Genomic DNA, 16,539 nt, shown 5'->3' on the forward strand with positions numbered 1-16,539 from the left:
TTCGGGTCTGTGCCGGCCGGGTCGGGGCGCGCTGCGCCCCGACCCGGCAGGCGCTGTCAGTCGGCGATCGCGGACTCGATGTTGCTGACCATGGTCGGCCAGACGTCCTGCGGGTCCTCACCCTTGATGAGGGCGATCTGGACGGGGTTCCAGAACTCCCACACGGCGCCCATCTCGGGGATGTTGGGCATGGGCACGCCGTTCTGGGCGGAGGACAGGAAGCCGGCGATGACCGGGTCGTCGGCCACCTGCTCGGCGACGGTGGTGAGGGCCGGGATGCGCGGGTCGGCCTCGTAGAGCGCCTGCTGCGCCTCGTCGGTGGACATGTAGTTGGCGAGGAACTCGTTGGCGAGCAGCGCGTTGCCGGACTGCGCGGAGAGGTAGAAGCCCTGGACGCCGACGAAGGGCGCGGCGGTCTCCCCGCCCGCGGACGGCACCGGGCCGACGGCGACGTTCACGCCGGCGTCCTGGTAGGTCGGGATGGTCCAGGGGCCCTGGACGATGAAGGGCGACTCACCGGTGGAGAAGAGCTCGTTGCCGATGTCGTAGTCGACCGTGTCGGTGAAGTAGCCGGTGCCGGCCTGGCCGTTGTCGTACAGCCACTGCGCGTAGGCCAGGCCCGGCTCGCCGCCGAGGCCGACCTCGCTGGTGTAGGAGCCGTCCTCGTCCTGGACGAAGACCGGTGCCCCGAAGGAGGTCTGGAAGGCGTAGGAGGTGTACATGTCACCCTCCGTGCCGTTGGTGTAGAAGACGATCGGGCGCTCGGCGAAGCCGGCCTCCTCGGCCATGGCGATGAGCTCGTCCCAGGTCTCGGGGGTCTCCTCGCCGACGAGGTCGACGTTCTGGATGAGCGCGACGGTCTCCTGCGCGTAGGGCAGCGCGTAGAGCTGGCCGTCGTAGGTGAGGGCGTCGAGGGTGACCTGCTCGAAGTCCGCGGCGCGCTCGCCGAGGTCGATGGTGTCGACGACGCCGGACTCGACGAACTCGCCGAGCCAGTCGTGGGCGCCGACCGTGATGTCGGGGCCCTCCCCGGTGGGCACCTGCGCGAGGAAGTCCGCGCGCAGGTCCTCGAAGTTCTTCTGCACCACCGTGACGGTGGCGCCGGTGTCGGCCTCGAAGGCCGCTGCTGCGGCGGCGATGGCCTCGTTGCGCTCGGCGTCGGACCACACGACGAGCTCGGCGCCCTCCGCGTCACCCCCGCCGGTCTGCTCCTGGGTGGCGGCGGGCTCGGCGCTCTCCGCAGGCTCGGGGTCGTCGCTGCCGCAGGCCGCGACCAGGGCGACCGTCGCCACGAGCGAGGCACCGACTCCTAGATACTTGCGCATTGCTCTTCCTCTCTGAAGGGGCACCTTCGGTACCTCTGGTGGTGGCCACGTCGTCGCGGCCACCGTCGTGCTGCTGTCCTTCACCGCCCCCCACGGGCCTCCCCGGCCGCGTCAGCGACCACCCCCGGGCGTCGTGCGGACCACGGCCACCTCGCCCGCCGGGAGCGTGAGCGTGCCGGTCACGGCGGCGCCGCTGAGCAGCTCGGTGCCCTCGACGGGCACGGTGACGGCGTCGTCGCGGTGGTTGACCGCGACGACGTAGTCCGCGGTCTGGCCGTGGCGGGTCATGAGCTCCACGCCCTCGGGGGCCGACGACGGCGCGATCCCGGCGTCGTCGTACACGGCGGCGAGGACGGGGGCGAGCGCCGCGACGTCGAGCCGGGTGCTCACGTACCAGCCCACGCCGTCGCCGTGCTCGTGACGCGTGACGGCTGGGGCGCCGTCGGCCGGCCCGCCGCGGTAGGTGCCGCGGACCTGCGCGCCGTCGACGGCGAGGTCCTCGGCCCACACGTCTGCGGGCAGGCACTGCCCGTCCAGCTCGACGGCGCAGCTCTCGCCCTCGCGCATGGGGAGGAACTCCTCGACGGTGAGGCCCAGCGCGTCGCGCAGCGGGGCGCCGAAGCCGCCACGGTGGACGGCGTCGTGCTCGTCGACGACGGCCGCGAAGCAGGAGACAAGCAGGGTGCCGCCGCCCGCGACGTAGCGGGTGAGGTTCTCCCCCTGCGCCTCGGTGAGGAGGTAGGAGGCCGGGGCGACGACGAGGCGGTAGCCGGAGAGGTCGTCGCCCGGGTGGGCGAAGTCGACCTGGACGCCGTCACGCCACAGCCGCTCGTAGTAGGCGCGCATGCGCTCGCGGAACTGCAGGGCGTCGGAGGGACGCCACTCGAGGTCCTGCGCCCACAGCGACTCCCAGTCGTAGAGCACGGCGACCTGCGCCCGCAGCCTGGTGTCCTGCAGCTCCCCGATCGCGCCGAGGCGCGCGCCGAGGGAGGCGACCTCGCGGAAGACGCGGCTCGTGGGGCCGGCGTGGGGCACCATCGCGGAGTGGAACTTCTCCGCGCCGGAGCGGGAGGCGCGCCACTGGAAGAACATGATCCCGTCGGCGCCCCGGCCCACGTGGGTGAGCGCGTTGCGGTGCATCTCCCCCGGGCGCTTGGCGATGTTGCGCCCCTGCCAGTTGACGGCTGAGGTGGAGTGCTCCATGAGGATCCACGGGCGGCCGCGGGCGACGGAGCGGGTGAGGTCGGCGGACAGCGCGAGCGCGACGTGGGCGTCGGGGTCCGGTGACCACAGGTAGTGGTCGTCGGAGACGATGTCCACCTCCTGCGCCCACTTCCACAGGTCGGTGTTCCACGACTGGTGGGCCATGAAGTTCGTCGTCACCGGCTGGTCGGCGTGGGCGCGGATCGCGTCGCGCTCGGCGCGGTAGCAGGCGCGCAGCTGGTCGTCGGTGAAGCGGGCCCAGTCGAGCTTCATCGCCGGGTTCACCGTGGTGGGGGTGGCGGCGGGGGCGACGACGTGCTCCCAGCGGCCGTAGCGCTGGCCCCAGAAGGCGGTGCCCCAGGCGGCGTTGAGGGCGTCGAGGCTGCCGTAGCGCTCCTGCAGCCACTCGCGCCAGGCAGCGACGGCGTTCGGGGAGAAGTCCTCGCCCACCGGCACGCCGTACTCGTTGTGGACGTGCCACATGACGACGGCGGGGTGCTGGCCGTAGCGGCGGGCCAGCTCCCCTGCGATCCGGGTGGCGGCCTGCCGGTACTCCGGCGCGGAGTGGGAGGCCATGCCGCGCGACCCGAAGCCCTGGACGACGCCGTGCTTGTCGACGGAGAGCGCATGGGGGTAGGTGGCGAAGAACCAGGCGGGCGGGGAGGCGGTCGGGGTGCCGAGGTCCACGGCGATGCCGTTGGCGTGGAGGAGGTCGAGGAGCTCGTCGAGCCAGGAGAAGTCGAAGACCCCCTCCTCCGGCTCGAGGAGCCCCCAGGAGAAGATGCCGACGCTCACCATCGTCACGCCGGCCTCGCGCATGAGGACGACGTCCTCGTCCCACACCTCCCGAGACCACTGCTCGGGGTTGTAGTCACCGCCGTACGCGATCGTCGCGGGGGTGGGCCAGGGGTGGTTCGACATTGACGCTCCGTCGCCTCGGTGTGACCGGCGCCGATCCTGCGCCGTGCGCTCACTGTGACCGTGCACAGGCAGGAATGTCAAGTGCGACAACGGTCGGGAATGTTCGAGGACGGGACTAATCTGTGATCGTGCACAGTTCACCCGCGGACGACCGCGACGGCGTAGGGTCTGGCGCGTGAGAACGACGTCGACAGCGCCCGCCACGCCGACCGGCGACGTGCAGCGCCGCCGCCCCACCATCCGCGACGTCGCGGCCGAGGCCGGCGTCTCGCGCGGGACGGTGTCGCGCTACCTCAACGGCGGCAAGTGGGTTTCCCCCGAGGCGCGGGACGCCGTCCAGCGGGCGATCCACCAGACCGGCTACCGCGCCAACCAGCACGCCCGCTCCCTGGTGACCGGCCGCGCGAACGCCATCGCCTTCCTCCTCGCCGAGCCGCAGGACCGTCTGTTCGCCGACCCGACCTACGCCCCGCTGCTGCGTGGGGCCGCCGAGGCGCTGGCCGCGCGGCAGATGACGCTCACCCTCCTCGTGGCGGGCACGCCGGACGAGCGGGAGAACGTCGTCGCCTACCTGGCGGCCGGGCACGTCGACGGGGCGATGCTCATCTCCTCCCACGAGAACGAGCCGCTGCTGGACGAGCTCCTTGCGGGCGGCGTCCCGATCGTCTCCTGCGGCTTGCCACTGGGACGCACCGACCGCGTCGCGTCGGTCTCGGTCGACGAGGCCGGCGGCGCCCGGGAGATGGTCGCCCATCTGCGTTCGCGCGGCCGACGGCGCATCGCGACGATCACCGGGCCGCTCGACCTGCCCGGTGGCCGCTACCGCTTCGAGGCCTACCGCGAGGAGCTCGGCGCGGACTACGACCCGGCCCTGGTGGCCCACGGCGACTTCGGCACCGAGTCCGGCGTGGCAGCGATGGCCGAGCTCCTCGAGCGGGCCCCGGACCTCGACGCCGTCTTCGCCGCCTCCGACGCCATGGCCGCCGGCGCGATCACCGTGCTGCGGCGGGCCGGGCGGCGCATCCCGGAGGAGGTCGCCGTCGGCGGCTTCGACGACTCCGGCCTGGCCGTCAACCTCGACCCGCCCCTCACGACGATGCGCCAGCCCTTCGACCGGATCAGCGCCGAGATGGTCTCCCTCCTGCTCGAGGTCGTCGCCGGCAGCGCGACGAAGTCCGTGACGATGCCGGCGACGCTTGTCGTGCGGGAGAGCACCTAGCTCAGACGCTCACCCACGCGGCCTCGACGTCGAGCACCCAGGTGACGCCGAAGGGGTCGGTGAGCATGCCGTACAGCGGGGCCCACGGGGCCGGGCCGAGCGGGACGAGGACCGTGGCGTCGGCGGCCAGCGCCTCCCAGTAGCCGCGGACCTCCTCGGCGTCGGTGCCGCGCACCGAGACGAAGAACGTCATCGTGCCCGGCTCCCACGCATCCGTGGAGGGGACGTCGTAGACCATGACGCGCACGCCGGCGGCGGAGACGAGCTGGCCCCAGCTGATGTCACCCTCCTCCCCCGCCGGGACGGGGCGGCCGGTGTCTGCGTGCGTGATCGCGAAGGCCTCACCGCCGAAGACGGACCGGTAGTGCTCGAGCGCCTTGCGCGCCTGGCCGCGGAAGTTGAGGTGAGGGGTGACGGCGACGGTCATGGTGGCTCCTTCGAGAGGTGTGACGCCCCCGCTGCGGGGACGTGTCCCACGCTGCCAGCAGTGGCGGTCAGATCGTGTCCTCGACATCCCCTACCGTGGAGGCATGACGACGCCGACGTCCCGGCTGCTCCGGCTGCTGTCCCTCCTCCAGACGAGACGGGACTGGCCCGGACAGCACCTGGCCGAGCGGATGGGCGTGAGCCCGCGGACCGTGCGCCGCGACGTCGAGCGCCTCCGGGAGCTGGGCTACCGCGTCACGGCCGTCATGGGGCCCGACGGCGGGTACCGGCTCGAGGCGGGCTCCGAGCTGCCGCCCCTGCTCTTCGACGACGACCAGGCCGTCGCGCTCGCCGTCGCCCTGCGCACGGCCTCTGCAGGCGGCGTGGCCGTGGACGACGCCGCGGCGCGGGCTCTCGCGACGGTGCGCCAGCTCATGCCCGCGGCCCTGCGCCACCGGGTCGACGCCGTCGACGTCACCGCCGTCGGCCGCCCGGGCGACGCGCCCGCCGTCGCCCCGGCGGTCCTCGTGGCCGTCAGTGCGGCTGCCCACCGCCACGAGGTGCTGCGCTTCGACTACGGCGCGGGCGACGACGACCGGCCCCCGCGCCGCGCCGAGCCGCACCACGTCGTGAGCTCCGCGGGGCGCTGGTACCTCGTCGCGTGGGACCTCGACCGGGAGGACTGGCGCACCTACCGGCTCGACAGGCTCCGTCCCCGGATGCGCACGGGCGTGCCCTTCATGCCGCGGCCACTGCCCGGCGGGGACGTCACGGCCTTCCTCACCGGGACCTTCCGAGGCGCGGTTGGCGGCAGCGACTGGCCGTGCCGTGGGGAGGCCACGCTCGCCCTCCCGGTGCAGGAGGTTGCCCCCTTCGTCGGTGACGGCACGGTCGTCGCGCTGGCCGACGGCCGCTGCCGGGTGTCGGTCGGCTCGTGGTCGTGGGCTGCCCTGGCCGCCGCGCTCGGCCGCTTCGACGCGGACATCGACGACGTCTTCCCCGTCGAGCTGCGCGAGGCGTGCACCCTGCTCGCCGAGAGGTACGCCCGCGCGGGGCAGGGCTGACAGCGGCCGGGCGTCGACGCACCCGATCGTCGGCAGGGCGCTCGAGCGGGACCTGGGCCGAGCCACTCGGCAGTAGTGCGTACGCAGTCTGTGACCACGGGCTGGACCTGCGCGCTCCGTTGGAGCGCGCGTGGGCGCGTTCGCCCGTTCGAACGTCCGGGACTCACGTGACAGGGACGTGCCCGGCCTCGACCACACGTCGGTGCACGAGACCCCATCCCTTGTCAGCTCCAGCCCCGAGGAACGCGTCACACAGTCCGGACCGGGCGGACTGCGCGCCTTCGGCCGCGCCCCGCGCGCCCGTGGCACTCGACATCGCTCGCGGGATCGCTCGCGACGGCAGCCGCGCGCACAAGGCCGCCCTCCGCGGTGAGCTGCGTTGGGACGACCCGTCGACGTGGGTCGACCTCGCGCTCGGCCGCGGGCCCCTGGAACGTCTCACCGCCCGGGTGCCTGCGCGGCTGGCACCTCGCCCCATGACGGTGGGCCCGGCCGGCCTCGAACCGACGACCTCCGCGGTGTAAACGCGGCGCTCTGACCAACTGAGCTACAGGCCCCACGCAGCCGAGCGGCTGCCAGGGTCAAGCGTACTGGTCACGGCCGGTCGTCCGCGCCGAAGCCCTTGCGCGCACCGCGCTCCTCCCGCGTCTCGGTCTGCTGGAAGAGGGTGGTCTGCAGTCCGGCCGGTGCCTCCAGGAGGGAGCTCACCGACCGCCACGGCGTCATCGCCGGCTCCGACACCACCCGTCCTCGGCGCAGGCGAGCTCCACCGCCACGGCCTGACCGCTCGTGCGGGTCGCCGACGGCAGGTGGGCAGGAGCTGTCGGCGGCGGTCATCCCGTGAGGGCGCCGACGGCGGCGCGGTAGTCGGCGACGGACCGCGCCACCCCGGCGGGCGAGCGCACGGACCAGGCCACGACGCCGTCGTGGTCGAGGAGGAAGGTGGCCCGCAGCGGGGCGCCGGACCCGTCGTCGAGCGCCCCGTAGGCGCGCGCGGCCTGCCCGTGCGGCCAGAAGTCCGACAGCAGTGGGAAGGTCGCGCCCTCCTGCTCCGCCCACGCGCGGAGGGTGAAGACGGGGTCGCAGGTGACGGCGACGACGTCCGCGCCGCCTACCGGCTCCTCGACGAGCGCACGCAGCTCACCGCCACACACGCGCGAGAACGCGAACGGGAGGAAGACGAGGAGCTGGGGCCGCGCGCGCACACCACCGACACGCACGGGGGTGCCGTGCGTGTCGGGCAGCTCGAGGACTGGCGCCCGGTCAGCGACCGCGACCACGGGCGAGCAGGCGCAGCCCGTTCCAGTCGGCCCCGGCGCCGACGGAACCGGTCGGCTGGAGGCCGGCGGTGCGGGCCGCGTCCTCCACGACGGCGGGGCCGACGTGGCCACCACGGCCCGGCTTGGGGGTGAGGACGACGATCGTCCCGGCGTCGTCCAGGTTGTCGAGGGCGTCGACGAGGAGGTCGGTGAGGTCACTCTCGTCGCCGTCGTCCTCGCGCCACCAGATGATGGCGCCGTCGACGACGTCGGAGTACTCCTCGTCCACCAGGTCCGTCCCCGTCACGTCCGAGACGGCCGAGCGGACCGCCTCGTCGACGTCGGTGTCGTACCCGAACTCCTGGATCTCCTGCCCGGGGGTGAAGCCGAACCGGCTGCCGGCATCAGGGCCAGCGGTCGCTGCCACGTGTACTCCCACTCTCATCTCGGTGGCGCTCGGTCGCGCCGATCCACCCCACCGGTCGTGGGGACGGGCCCAACGCTACTGCCGCGACGTTCCCAATCCCAGACGAACCGCCTCGCGTCGCGTCAGCGCCTGTTGCGAAGGTCATAGGAGTGCACGCTCCAGGCCATGGTTTCGACTGCCACGACGCGCAAGAATGGGCCTAGTCTGGTTGATACCGAGCACCAGCCACGCGCGTCGGCGCGCCGACGCCTGAGGGAAAGAGGACGTGTGAGTCCACAGGACGGATCTGGACCGCTCATCGACGGCCTGCTGAGCCAGGTGAGGGACATCGACACCGCTGAGACCCAGGAGTGGCTCGAGTCTCTCGACGGTCTCATCGACGAGCGCGGCGGCCCCCGGGCCCGCTACATGCTGCTCAACCTGCTGCGCCGCGCACGGCAGCGCAACGTGGCCGTGCCGGCCCCCATGACCACCCCGTACGTCAACACCATCGGCATCCACGAGGAGCCGTACTTCCCGGGCGACGAGGCCTCCGAGCGCAAGTACCGCGGCTGGATCCGCTGGAACGCCGCCGTCATGGTCACCCGCGCCCAGCGCCCCGGCGTCTCCGTCGGTGGCCACATCTCCTCCTACGCCTCGATCGCCACGCTCTACGAGGTGGGCCTCAACCACTTCTTCCGCGGGAAGGACCACCCCGGTGGCGGCGACCAGGTCTTCTTCCAGGGCCACTCCGCGCCGGGAAACTACGCCCGCGCCTACCTCGAGGGCCGCCTGAGCGAGGACGACCTCGACGGCTTCCGCCAGGAGCACTCCCACCCCGGTGGCGGGCTGCCCTCCTACCCGCACCCGCGCCTCATGCAGGACTTCTGGGAGTTCCCCACGGTCTCCATGGGGCTGGGCCCGGCCGAGGCCATCCACCAGGCCTTCACCAACCGCTACGTCCACGAGCGCGGGATCAAGGACACCTCCCAGCAGCACGTGTGGGCGTTCCTCGGCGACGGCGAGATGGACGAGCCCGAGTCGCGCGGCATGCTCCAGCTCGCCGCCCAGCAGGGCCTGGACAACCTCACGTTCGTCGTCAACTGCAACCTGCAGCGCCTCGACGGCCCGGTCCGCGGCAACGGCAAGATCGTCCAGGAGCTCGAGGCCTTCTTCCGCGGCGCCGGCTGGAACGTCATCAAGGTCCTGTGGGGCCGCGAGTGGGACTCCCTGCTCAACGCCGACAAGGACCGTGCTCTGGTCAACCTCATGAACCAGACGCTCGACGGCGACTACCAGACCTACAAGGCGAACGACGGCGCCTACGTCCGTGAGCACTTCTTCGGCCGCGACCCGCGGACCAAGGAGCTCGTCAAGGATATGACGGACGACGAGATCTGGGCGCTCAAGCGCGGCGGCCACGACTACCGCAAGATCTACGCCGCCTACAAGGCCGCCATGGACCACACCGGGCAGCCCACGGTCATCCTCGCGCAGACGGTCAAGGGCTACGGCCTGGGCCCGAGCTTCGCTGGTCGTAACTCCACGCACCAGATGAAGAAGATGAAGACGACGGACCTCAAGATGCTCCGGGACGCCCTGCGCATCCCGATCCCCGACGAGCAGCTCGAGGACCCGTACAACGCGCCGTACTACCGCCCCGAGGACGACGACCCCGCGCTGCAGTACATGCTCGAGCGGCGCAAGGCGCTGGGCGGCTTCGTCCCCGAGCGCCGCGGTGACAAGGGCACCTTGCCCCTGCCCGACGCCAAGCCCTACGAGGTACTCAAGAGCGGCTCGGGCAAGCAGGAGGTCGCCTCGACCATGGCCTTCGTCCGGCTCCTCAAGGAGCTGATGAAGGACAAGGAGATCGGCAGCCGGATCGTGCCGATCATCCCGGACGAGGCGCGCACCTTCGGCCTGGACGCCATCTTCCCGACCGCGAAGATCTTCAACACCCACGGCCAGAACTACACCGCCGTGGACGCCGACCTCATGCTCTCCTACAAGGAGTCCGAGACCGGCCAGATCATGCACATGGGCATCAACGAGGCGGGCTCGGCGGCGGTCTTCCAGACCGTCGGCACGTCCTACGCCACCCTCGGCGAGCCGCTCATCCCGGTCTACATCTTCTACTCGATGTTTGGCTTCCAGCGCACCGGTGACGCCTTCTGGGCCGCCGGGGACCAGCTGACCCGCGGCTTCGTCATCGGCGCCACCGCCGGACGGACCACGCTGGCCGGTGAGGGCCTGCAGCACATGGACGGGCACTCCCTCGTGCTCGCCCAGACGAACCCCGCGTTCGTCAACTACGACCCGGCCTACGCCTACGAGATCCGTCACATCGTCCGCGATGGCCTGCAGCGCATGTACGGCGCCGACGACCCGCGCGACCCGAACGTCATGTACTACCTCACGGTGTACAACGAGCCGATGGTCCAGCCGGCCGAGCCGGAGGACGTCGACGTCGAGGGCATCCTCAAGGGCATCCACCGGCTCGCGGCGTCCGAGGGCGAGGGGCCGTGGGTCCAGCTGCTCGCCTCCGGCGTCGGGGTGCCGTGGGCGCTGCACGCCCGCGAGATCCTCGCCGAGGACTGGGGCGTTCGCGCCGGCGTGTGGTCGGTGACGAGCTGGGGCGAGCTGCGCCGCCAGGCCCTGCAGGTCGAGCGCCAGCGGCTGCTCGAGCCGGGCGGCGACCACGGCGAGGCCTACGTCACCGCCAAGCTGCGTGACGCCGGTGGCCCGTACATCGCCACGAGCGACTGGGACCACATGGTCCCGGACCTGATCCGTCAGTGGGTGCCGGGCGACTACCACGTCCTCGGTGCGGACGGCTTCGGCTACTCCGACACCCGCCCGGCGGCCCGCCGCCAGTTCCTCATCGACTCCCACTCGATGGTGGTCAAGGCGCTGCAGGCCCTCGCGGCCCAGGGCGCGATCGACGCCGACGCCCCGCGCCAGGCGGCCGAGAAGTACCGCCTGTCCGACGTCAACGCCGGCGAGTCCGGCACGGCGGGCGGTGACTCCTAAGACCCCCGCACCACACAAGAAGCGCCGAGCGCTGAGTTGTTCCTGGAACAACTCAGCGCTCGGCGCTTTTTCGGGGGGGCGGGTGTCAGTCGGCCATGCTCATCACCACGCGGCCGTCGATCCGGCCGGCCTCCATCTCGGCGAAGATCTCGTTGATCTCCGCCATGGGCCGCACCGTGTAGGTGGGGCTGATCTTGCCGCGCGCGAAGAAGTCGAGCGCCTCGGCCATGTCCTTGCGGGTGCCGACGATCGAGCCGCGCACCGTGAGGCCGAAGAGCACGGTGGTGAAGATGTCGAGCGGGAACTGCTCCGGCGGCAGGCCGACGAGGGACACCGTGCCGCCCCGGCGCAGCGCCCCGACGGCCTGCGGGAAGGCGTGGGCATTGACGGCGGTGACGAGGGCACCGTGCACGCCACCGGTCGCGGCCTTGATCTCCGCGGCCGGGTCCTCGCTCGTGCGGGCGTTGACGGCGACCTCCGCCCCGTGGCGGCGGGCGAGCTCGAGCTTGCTGTCGTCGACGTCGACCGCGGCGACGCGCAGCCCCATGGCGACGGCGTACTGGACGGCGATGTGGCCGAGCCCACCGATCCCCGAGATGAGCACCCACTCCCCCGGCTTGGTGTCGGTGACCTTCAGGCCCTTGTAGACGGTGACCCCGGCGCACAGGACCGGCGCGGCGGCGGCCGCGTCCACGCCGTCGGGGATGACGGGGCAGTACCGGGAGTCGACGAGCATGTACTGGCCGAAGGAGCCGTCGACCGAGTAGCCGCTGTTCTGCTGGGACTCGCACAGCGTCTCCCAGCCGGTCTGGCAGTACTCGCACTCGCCGCACGCGCTGGCGAGCCACGCGTTGCCGACGGTGTCACCGACCGTGACGCGCTCGACGCGGTCGCCGACGGCGACGACGGTCCCCACACCCTCGTGGCCGGGGATGAAGGGGGCGACGGGCTTGACCGGCCAGTCGCCGTGGGCGGCGTGGAGATCGGTGTGGCAGACGCCGGTGTACTCCACCTTGACGAGCGCCTCGTAGGGCCCGGGGGTGGGGACGGGGACGTCCTCGATGCTCAGCGGCTGGCCGAGCTCGGGGACGACGGCGGCGCGCATCGTGTCTGACATGTTTCCTCCTCGGGTGGCCGAGGGCCGCGGGTGATGACCCTCGGGGGTGGCACCGGGTGCGGTGATGCCACCAGTCAAGCAAGCGAAAAGGGTGCGGAGGAGGGACCGATGTCCCCCCGTTTCATCCCTACATGCGCCGAGAGCCGGATTCCTCCGGGGAGGAATCCGGCTCTCGGCGAAAGGGGTGTCAGAGGCGTTCGGCGGCCGCCACGCGGGGCTCGAGCTCGGTGACGGCGGCGCGGGTCTCGGCGTCGTCGCGGGCCTTGAGCTCCTCGAGGTGGCGGCGCGCGTCGAGCGGGCGCTCGGCGTCCAGGGCGGCGAGCACGATCTGCCGCCCGGCCTCGACGACGTGGTCGCGCGGGGACCACTGGCCCACCCCCAGGCCGAGCCCGTCGCCCGGCAGTTCTGCCTCGCGGAGCGTGCGGACGCCCTCGGCCAGCGCGAGACCGGTGTGCTCGCGCTCGCAGGCGGCGTTGAGGCGGCGCATCGCCCCCTCGTGGTCGTCGTGGAGGGACAGGCGGGCGAGCTCGATGAGCGGGTACCAGGCCCGCGGGTTGCCCGCGAGCTCCTCGGCCAGTGCCCAGATGGCGACGTCCGCGCCGATGTGGTGCTCCGCGCGCTCGTGCTCGGCGATGAGCGGGTCGACCGGCTCCACCGAGTCGGCGCGGCGGCGGACCAGCTCGGCCAGCTCCCGGAACGCCTGGATGTCGTTGGGGTCGTCCACCAGCTTGGCCCGCAGGGTGGCCTCCTGGGGGAGGTCCTCGCTGCGGGCAGCGGTGGTGGCCTGCCGGGTACCCGGCCGCCGCATCGGGCTGCGCCGGGTGAGCAGCGCCTTCAGTCGTGCGAGGAGAGCCATGCCGTCGACCCTACTGTCAGATGGCTCTCCCCTCATGCCGACGGCGTCGCCCACCTCAACATCGGCCACAGATTCTCATCAGCCGGGCGCTCTTGTCGGCTCCCCACAAGCGCTCCCCTATGCTCTGGCCCATGGTCCCTGGCAGCACGTCCGCCGACGCGCACGACAGCTCCGACGTCGTCCGTCGCCTGCGCGGCGGGACCGACTTGCTCACCACGGCCGCGCTCAAGCGCCTGGACGCCGAGATCCCCTGGTACCGCGAGCTCGCCGCCGAGGACCGCTCGTGGATCGGGCTCGTCGCCCAGTCCGGCATCGCCGCCTTCATCACCTGGTTCGAGAGCTCCTCGGCGGCCACCTACAACGCCGCCGAGATCTTCCGGGCGGCGCCCCCGGAGCTCACCCGCTCGATCTCCCTGCAGCACACGCTCCAGCTCGTGCGGCTCGTCGTCGAGGTCGTCGAGGACAACGCCGTCCAGCTCGCCGCCCCGGGGCAGCAGCGCGACCTGCGCGACGCCGTCCTGCGCTACTCCCGCGAGGTCGCCTTCTCCGCCGCGGAGGTCTACGCCCGCGCCGCCGAGGCCCGCGGCGCGTGGGACGCCCGCCTCGAGGCACTCGTCGTGGACTCCCTCGTCCGCGGGGACACCGACGCCTCGCTGCGCTCGCGCGCCTCGGCGCTCGGGTGGTCGGGCACCGGCTCGACCGTCGTCCTCGTCGGCACCACCCGCGGCCCGCTCGACGAGCGCAGCACCGCCGAGCTGCGCCGCGCCTGCCGCCGCGCCGCCTCCGACGCCCTCGTGGGGATCCAGGGCGACCGGCTCGTCGTCGTCCTCGGTGGTGAGGAGCTGCGCGCCGCCGCCGACTCCCTCATGCCGCGCCTGCGCCCCGGCACCGTCGTCATCGGCCCGCAGGTCGCCGACATCGCCGACGCCGGACGCTCGGCCCGCGCCGCGCTCGCCGGCCTCATCGCCGCGCCGGCCTGGCCCGACGCCCCCGAGCTCGTCGAGGCGGACGAGCTCCTGCCCGAACGCCTCGTCAACGGCGACCCACTCGCCCGCCGCACCCTCCTCACCGAGATCTACCGGCCCCTGGCCACGACCGGCGGCCCGCTCCTGGAGACCCTGGGCGAGTACCTCGCCCAGGGCCGCTCCCTCGAGGCGGCCGCCCGGGCGCTGTACGTCCACCCCAACACCGTCCGCTACCGCCTGCGCCGCATCTCCCAGGTGGTCGGCTGGGACGCGACCGTCCCGCGCGAGGCCTTCGTCCTCCAGGTGGCGCTCGTCGTCGGCCGGCTCTCCGCCGGGGCGGGAGACCACTCGGGCGTGTGACCGGCGTCGCACCCTGACGACGCCAGAGCCCGACGTTTGTGGACACTCCACAAGGCCTCGGAAACGAGTTGGTAGGCGTCGTAGGCGTGGACGGACATCGTTTTGTTGGCAGAGTGGAATCCGTGCTTGCCATCCTCTGCCCCGGTCAGGGCGCCCAGGCCCCCGGCATGCTCAGCCCCTGGCTCGAGCTGCCCGCTCTCGACGCGTCCCTCGAGGCTTTCAGCGAGGCCGCACAGGCGGACCTGCGCCAGCTCGGCACCCAGGCTGACGCCGAGACGATCCGGGACACGCAGTACGCGCAGCCGCTCATCGTCGCCGCGTCCCTGCTCTCGCTGCAGGCCCTGCTCGGTGAGGACACCGGCGCAGTCGGCGTCACCGCCGGCCACTCCGTCGGTGAGCTCGCCGCCGCGGCCGTCGCGGGCACGCTGAGCGCCACGGACGCCCTCACGCTCGTCGGGGTGCGTGGACGAGCCATGGCCGCGGCCGCCGCCGTCACGCCCACCGGGATGAGCGCCGTCGTCGGTGGGGACCCGGCCGAGGTCGAGGCGACGCTCGCCGCCCACGGGCTCACCGCCGCGAACGTCAACGGCGGTGGGCAGGTCGTCGCCGCGGGCACACTCGAGCAGCTCACCGCGCTCGCCGACGCGCCGCCCGCCAAGGCCCGCGTCGTCCCGCTCCAGGTGGCCGGCGCCTTCCACACCGAGCACATGGCCCCCGCCGTCGAGCAGGTCCGCGCGGCCGCCGGGCAGATCACGCCGGCCGACCCGAGCGCCACCCTCCTGTCCAACGCCGACGGCGCCGCCGTCGGCTCGGGCGCCGACGCCCTCGAGCGGATCGTCGCGCAGGTCGCGCGCCCGGTCCGCTGGGACCTGTGCTGCCAGACGATGCTCGAGCTCGGCGTCACCGCCGTCATCGAGCTCGCGCCCGCCGGTGTCCTCACCGGCCTGGCCCGACGTACGCTGCCCGGCGTGCAGACCCTCGCCCTGAAGTCCCCCGACCAGATCGACGCGGCCCGCGAGCTGGTGCGCGAGCACGGAGGCTCCCGATGACCCGTCCCACCCTGCGCTCGGCGCAGCCGACCACCTACTCGCGCATCCTCGGGATCGGCGGCGTGCGCGGTGAGAACGTCGTGCCCAACGACGACATCGTCGGACCCATCGACAGCTCCGACGAGTGGATCCAGCAGCGCACCGGCATCATCGAGCGCCGCCGGGCCACCGAGGAGCAGACGATCGCGGCGATGACCGAGGAGGCCGCCCGCCGGGCGCTGGCCGCCGCGGGCGTCGAGGGCTCCCAGCTCGGCGCCGTCATCGTCGCCACCGTCACCCACCTCGAGCAGACGCCCGCGCTGGCGACGATCATCGCCGACCGCATCGGCGCCACCCCCGCCGCCGCCTACGACATCTCCGCCGCGTGCGCCGGGTACTGCTACGGCATCGCCCAGGCCGACGCGCTCGTGCGGGCCGGCACCGCCGAGTACGTGCTCGTCGTCGGCGCGGAGCGGATGTCGGACTTCATCGACCCGACCGACCGGACGATCTCCTTCATCCTCGGCGACGGCGCGGGCGCCGCCGTCGTCGGCCCGTCCGACACCCCGGGCATCGGCCCCACCGTGTGGGGCTCCGACGGCGGTCAGGCCGACGCGATCTACCAGACCCACTCCTGGCTCACGTTCCGCGACGGGACCGACACCTCGTGGCCGACCCTGCGCCAGAAGGGCCCCACGGTGTTCAAGTGGGCGAGCTTCGAGATGGCGAAGGTGGCCAAGGAGGCCATCGAGGTCGCGGGGCTGCGCCCGGAGGACATCGAGGTGTTCATCCCCCACCAGGCCAACATGCGCATCATCGACCAGCTCGCCAAGCAGCTGGGGCTGCCCGAGTCCGTGGTCATCGCGCGTGACATCGCCCAGACGGGCAACACCTCCGCCGCCTCCATCCCCCTCGCGACCGAGCGGCTGCAGCGGGAGGGTGCGGTGGAGTCCGGCGCCCTGGCCCTGCAGATCGGCTTCGGCGCCGGTCTCGCCTACGCCGCCCAGGTGGTGGCGCTGCCGTGACGGGCGCGTCGCCCGGAACGACGAGCACGTCGTAGACCACACTGTTTTTTCGACCAACCCACACCGAATTGGAGCAACACCCATGGCTTACAGCGAGCAGGAGATCCTGGCCGGACTGGCGGAGATCGTCAACGAGGAGACCGGCCTGCCGGTCGACGCGGTCCTTCCGGAGAAGTCCTTCACCGACGACCTCGACATCGACTCCCTGTCGATGATGACGATCGTGACGCTGGCCGAGGAGAAGTTCGAGGTCCGTATCCCCGACGAGGAGGTCGCGGGCCTCGCGACCGTCCAGGACGCCGTCTCCTTCATCCAGGGCGCCCAGAACGCCTGAC

Annotated in this window: 15 protein-coding genes and 1 tRNA gene; 7 read left to right on the forward strand and 9 right to left on the reverse strand. The window is 72.5% G+C overall.

Annotated features, from left to right (window positions below):
- Positions 1 to 56: 56 nt before the first annotated feature.
- Positions 57 to 1,325: a sugar ABC transporter substrate-binding protein gene (locus M3148_RS00880; protein ID WP_251302762.1), complete on the reverse strand. Its 1,269-nt coding sequence runs from the start codon at positions 1,323 to 1,325 to the stop codon at positions 57 to 59.
- 111 nt (positions 1,326 to 1,436) lie between these two features.
- The gene (locus tag M3148_RS00885; protein WP_251302763.1) at positions 1,437 to 3,449 is read right to left on the reverse strand and encodes a beta-galactosidase; all 2,013 of its coding nucleotides are present in this window, start codon (positions 3,447 to 3,449) and stop codon (positions 1,437 to 1,439) included.
- 175 nt (positions 3,450 to 3,624) lie between these two features.
- Between M3148_RS00885 and M3148_RS00890 the strand changes: the two genes are divergently transcribed.
- Positions 3,625 to 4,668, forward strand: coding sequence for a LacI family DNA-binding transcriptional regulator (locus M3148_RS00890; protein WP_251302764.1), 1,044 nt, complete (start codon positions 3,625 to 3,627; stop codon positions 4,666 to 4,668).
- 1 nt (position 4,669) lies between these two features.
- Here M3148_RS00890 and M3148_RS00895 read toward each other — a convergent pair whose 3' ends face one another.
- Complete coding sequence (locus M3148_RS00895; RefSeq protein ID WP_251302765.1) at positions 4,670 to 5,095, reverse strand: VOC family protein; 426 nt, start codon at positions 5,093 to 5,095, stop codon at positions 4,670 to 4,672.
- Between the two features lie 103 nt (positions 5,096 to 5,198).
- On the opposite strand from M3148_RS00895, the gene M3148_RS00900 reads away from it, so the two are divergent.
- Positions 5,199 to 6,158, forward strand: a complete 960-nt coding sequence (locus tag M3148_RS00900; protein ID WP_251302766.1) for a helix-turn-helix transcriptional regulator — start codon at positions 5,199 to 5,201, stop codon at positions 6,156 to 6,158.
- A 483-nt stretch (positions 6,159 to 6,641) separates the two neighbouring features.
- Here M3148_RS00900 and M3148_RS00905 read toward each other — a convergent pair.
- The 4 genes from M3148_RS00905 to M3148_RS00920 all read right to left on the reverse strand — a co-directional run bounded on the left by M3148_RS00905 (position 6,642) and on the right by M3148_RS00920 (position 7,844).
- A tRNA-Val gene (locus M3148_RS00905) sits at positions 6,642 to 6,715 on the reverse strand.
- Between the two features lie 37 nt (positions 6,716 to 6,752).
- Positions 6,753 to 6,899, reverse strand: coding sequence for a hypothetical protein (locus M3148_RS00910; RefSeq protein WP_251302767.1), 147 nt, complete (start codon positions 6,897 to 6,899; stop codon positions 6,753 to 6,755).
- Between the two features lie 92 nt (positions 6,900 to 6,991).
- Entirely contained in the window at positions 6,992 to 7,438 is a 447-nt protein-coding gene (locus M3148_RS00915; RefSeq protein WP_251302768.1) for a redoxin domain-containing protein, read from the reverse strand.
- Complete coding sequence (locus M3148_RS00920) at positions 7,422 to 7,844, reverse strand: DUF3052 domain-containing protein (protein WP_251302769.1); 423 nt, start codon at positions 7,842 to 7,844, stop codon at positions 7,422 to 7,424. Before M3148_RS00920 ends, M3148_RS00915 begins: the two co-directional genes overlap by 17 nt.
- Before the next feature lie 267 nt (positions 7,845 to 8,111).
- On the opposite strand from M3148_RS00920, the gene aceE reads away from it, so the two are divergent.
- Positions 8,112 to 10,853 carry a pyruvate dehydrogenase (acetyl-transferring), homodimeric type gene (gene aceE, locus M3148_RS00925; RefSeq protein WP_251302770.1) on the forward strand — a complete coding sequence of 914 codons (2,742 nt, stop codon included), beginning with the start codon at positions 8,112 to 8,114 and terminating at the stop codon, positions 10,851 to 10,853.
- 85 nt (positions 10,854 to 10,938) lie between these two features.
- Here aceE and adhP read toward each other — a convergent pair whose 3' ends face one another.
- Positions 10,939 to 11,970, reverse strand: coding sequence for an alcohol dehydrogenase AdhP (gene adhP / locus M3148_RS00930; protein WP_251302771.1), 1,032 nt, complete (start codon positions 11,968 to 11,970; stop codon positions 10,939 to 10,941).
- A gap of 187 nt (positions 11,971 to 12,157) precedes the next feature.
- Positions 12,158 to 12,826 carry a hypothetical protein gene (locus tag M3148_RS00935; RefSeq protein ID WP_251302772.1) on the reverse strand — a complete coding sequence of 223 codons (669 nt, stop codon included), beginning with the start codon at positions 12,824 to 12,826 and terminating at the stop codon, positions 12,158 to 12,160.
- A gap of 131 nt (positions 12,827 to 12,957) precedes the next feature.
- Here M3148_RS00935 and M3148_RS00940 point away from each other — a divergent pair, with 131 nt between their 5' ends.
- The 4 genes from M3148_RS00940 to M3148_RS00955 all read left to right on the forward strand — a co-directional run bounded on the left by M3148_RS00940 (position 12,958) and on the right by M3148_RS00955 (position 16,538).
- The gene (locus M3148_RS00940; RefSeq protein ID WP_251302773.1) at positions 12,958 to 14,151 is read left to right on the forward strand and encodes a PucR family transcriptional regulator; all 1,194 of its coding nucleotides are present in this window, start codon (positions 12,958 to 12,960) and stop codon (positions 14,149 to 14,151) included.
- Between the two features lie 122 nt (positions 14,152 to 14,273).
- On the forward strand, positions 14,274 to 15,200 hold the full coding sequence (locus M3148_RS00945; RefSeq protein WP_251302774.1) for an ACP S-malonyltransferase: 927 nt from the start codon (positions 14,274 to 14,276) through the stop codon (positions 15,198 to 15,200).
- Positions 15,197 to 16,204 carry a beta-ketoacyl-ACP synthase III gene (locus M3148_RS00950; RefSeq protein ID WP_251302775.1) on the forward strand — a complete coding sequence of 336 codons (1,008 nt, stop codon included), beginning with the start codon at positions 15,197 to 15,199 and terminating at the stop codon, positions 16,202 to 16,204. The genes M3148_RS00945 and M3148_RS00950 overlap by 4 nt, the downstream gene beginning before the upstream one ends.
- Positions 16,205 to 16,286: 82 nt before the next feature.
- Positions 16,287 to 16,538: an acyl carrier protein gene (locus tag M3148_RS00955; RefSeq protein WP_251302776.1), complete on the forward strand. Its 252-nt coding sequence runs from the start codon at positions 16,287 to 16,289 to the stop codon at positions 16,536 to 16,538.
- Position 16,539: the final 1 nt, after the last annotated feature.

The sequence above is a fragment of the Georgenia satyanarayanai genome (assembly GCF_023715365.1).
Classification (GTDB): domain Bacteria; phylum Actinomycetota; class Actinomycetes; order Actinomycetales; family Actinomycetaceae; genus Oceanitalea; species Oceanitalea satyanarayanai_B.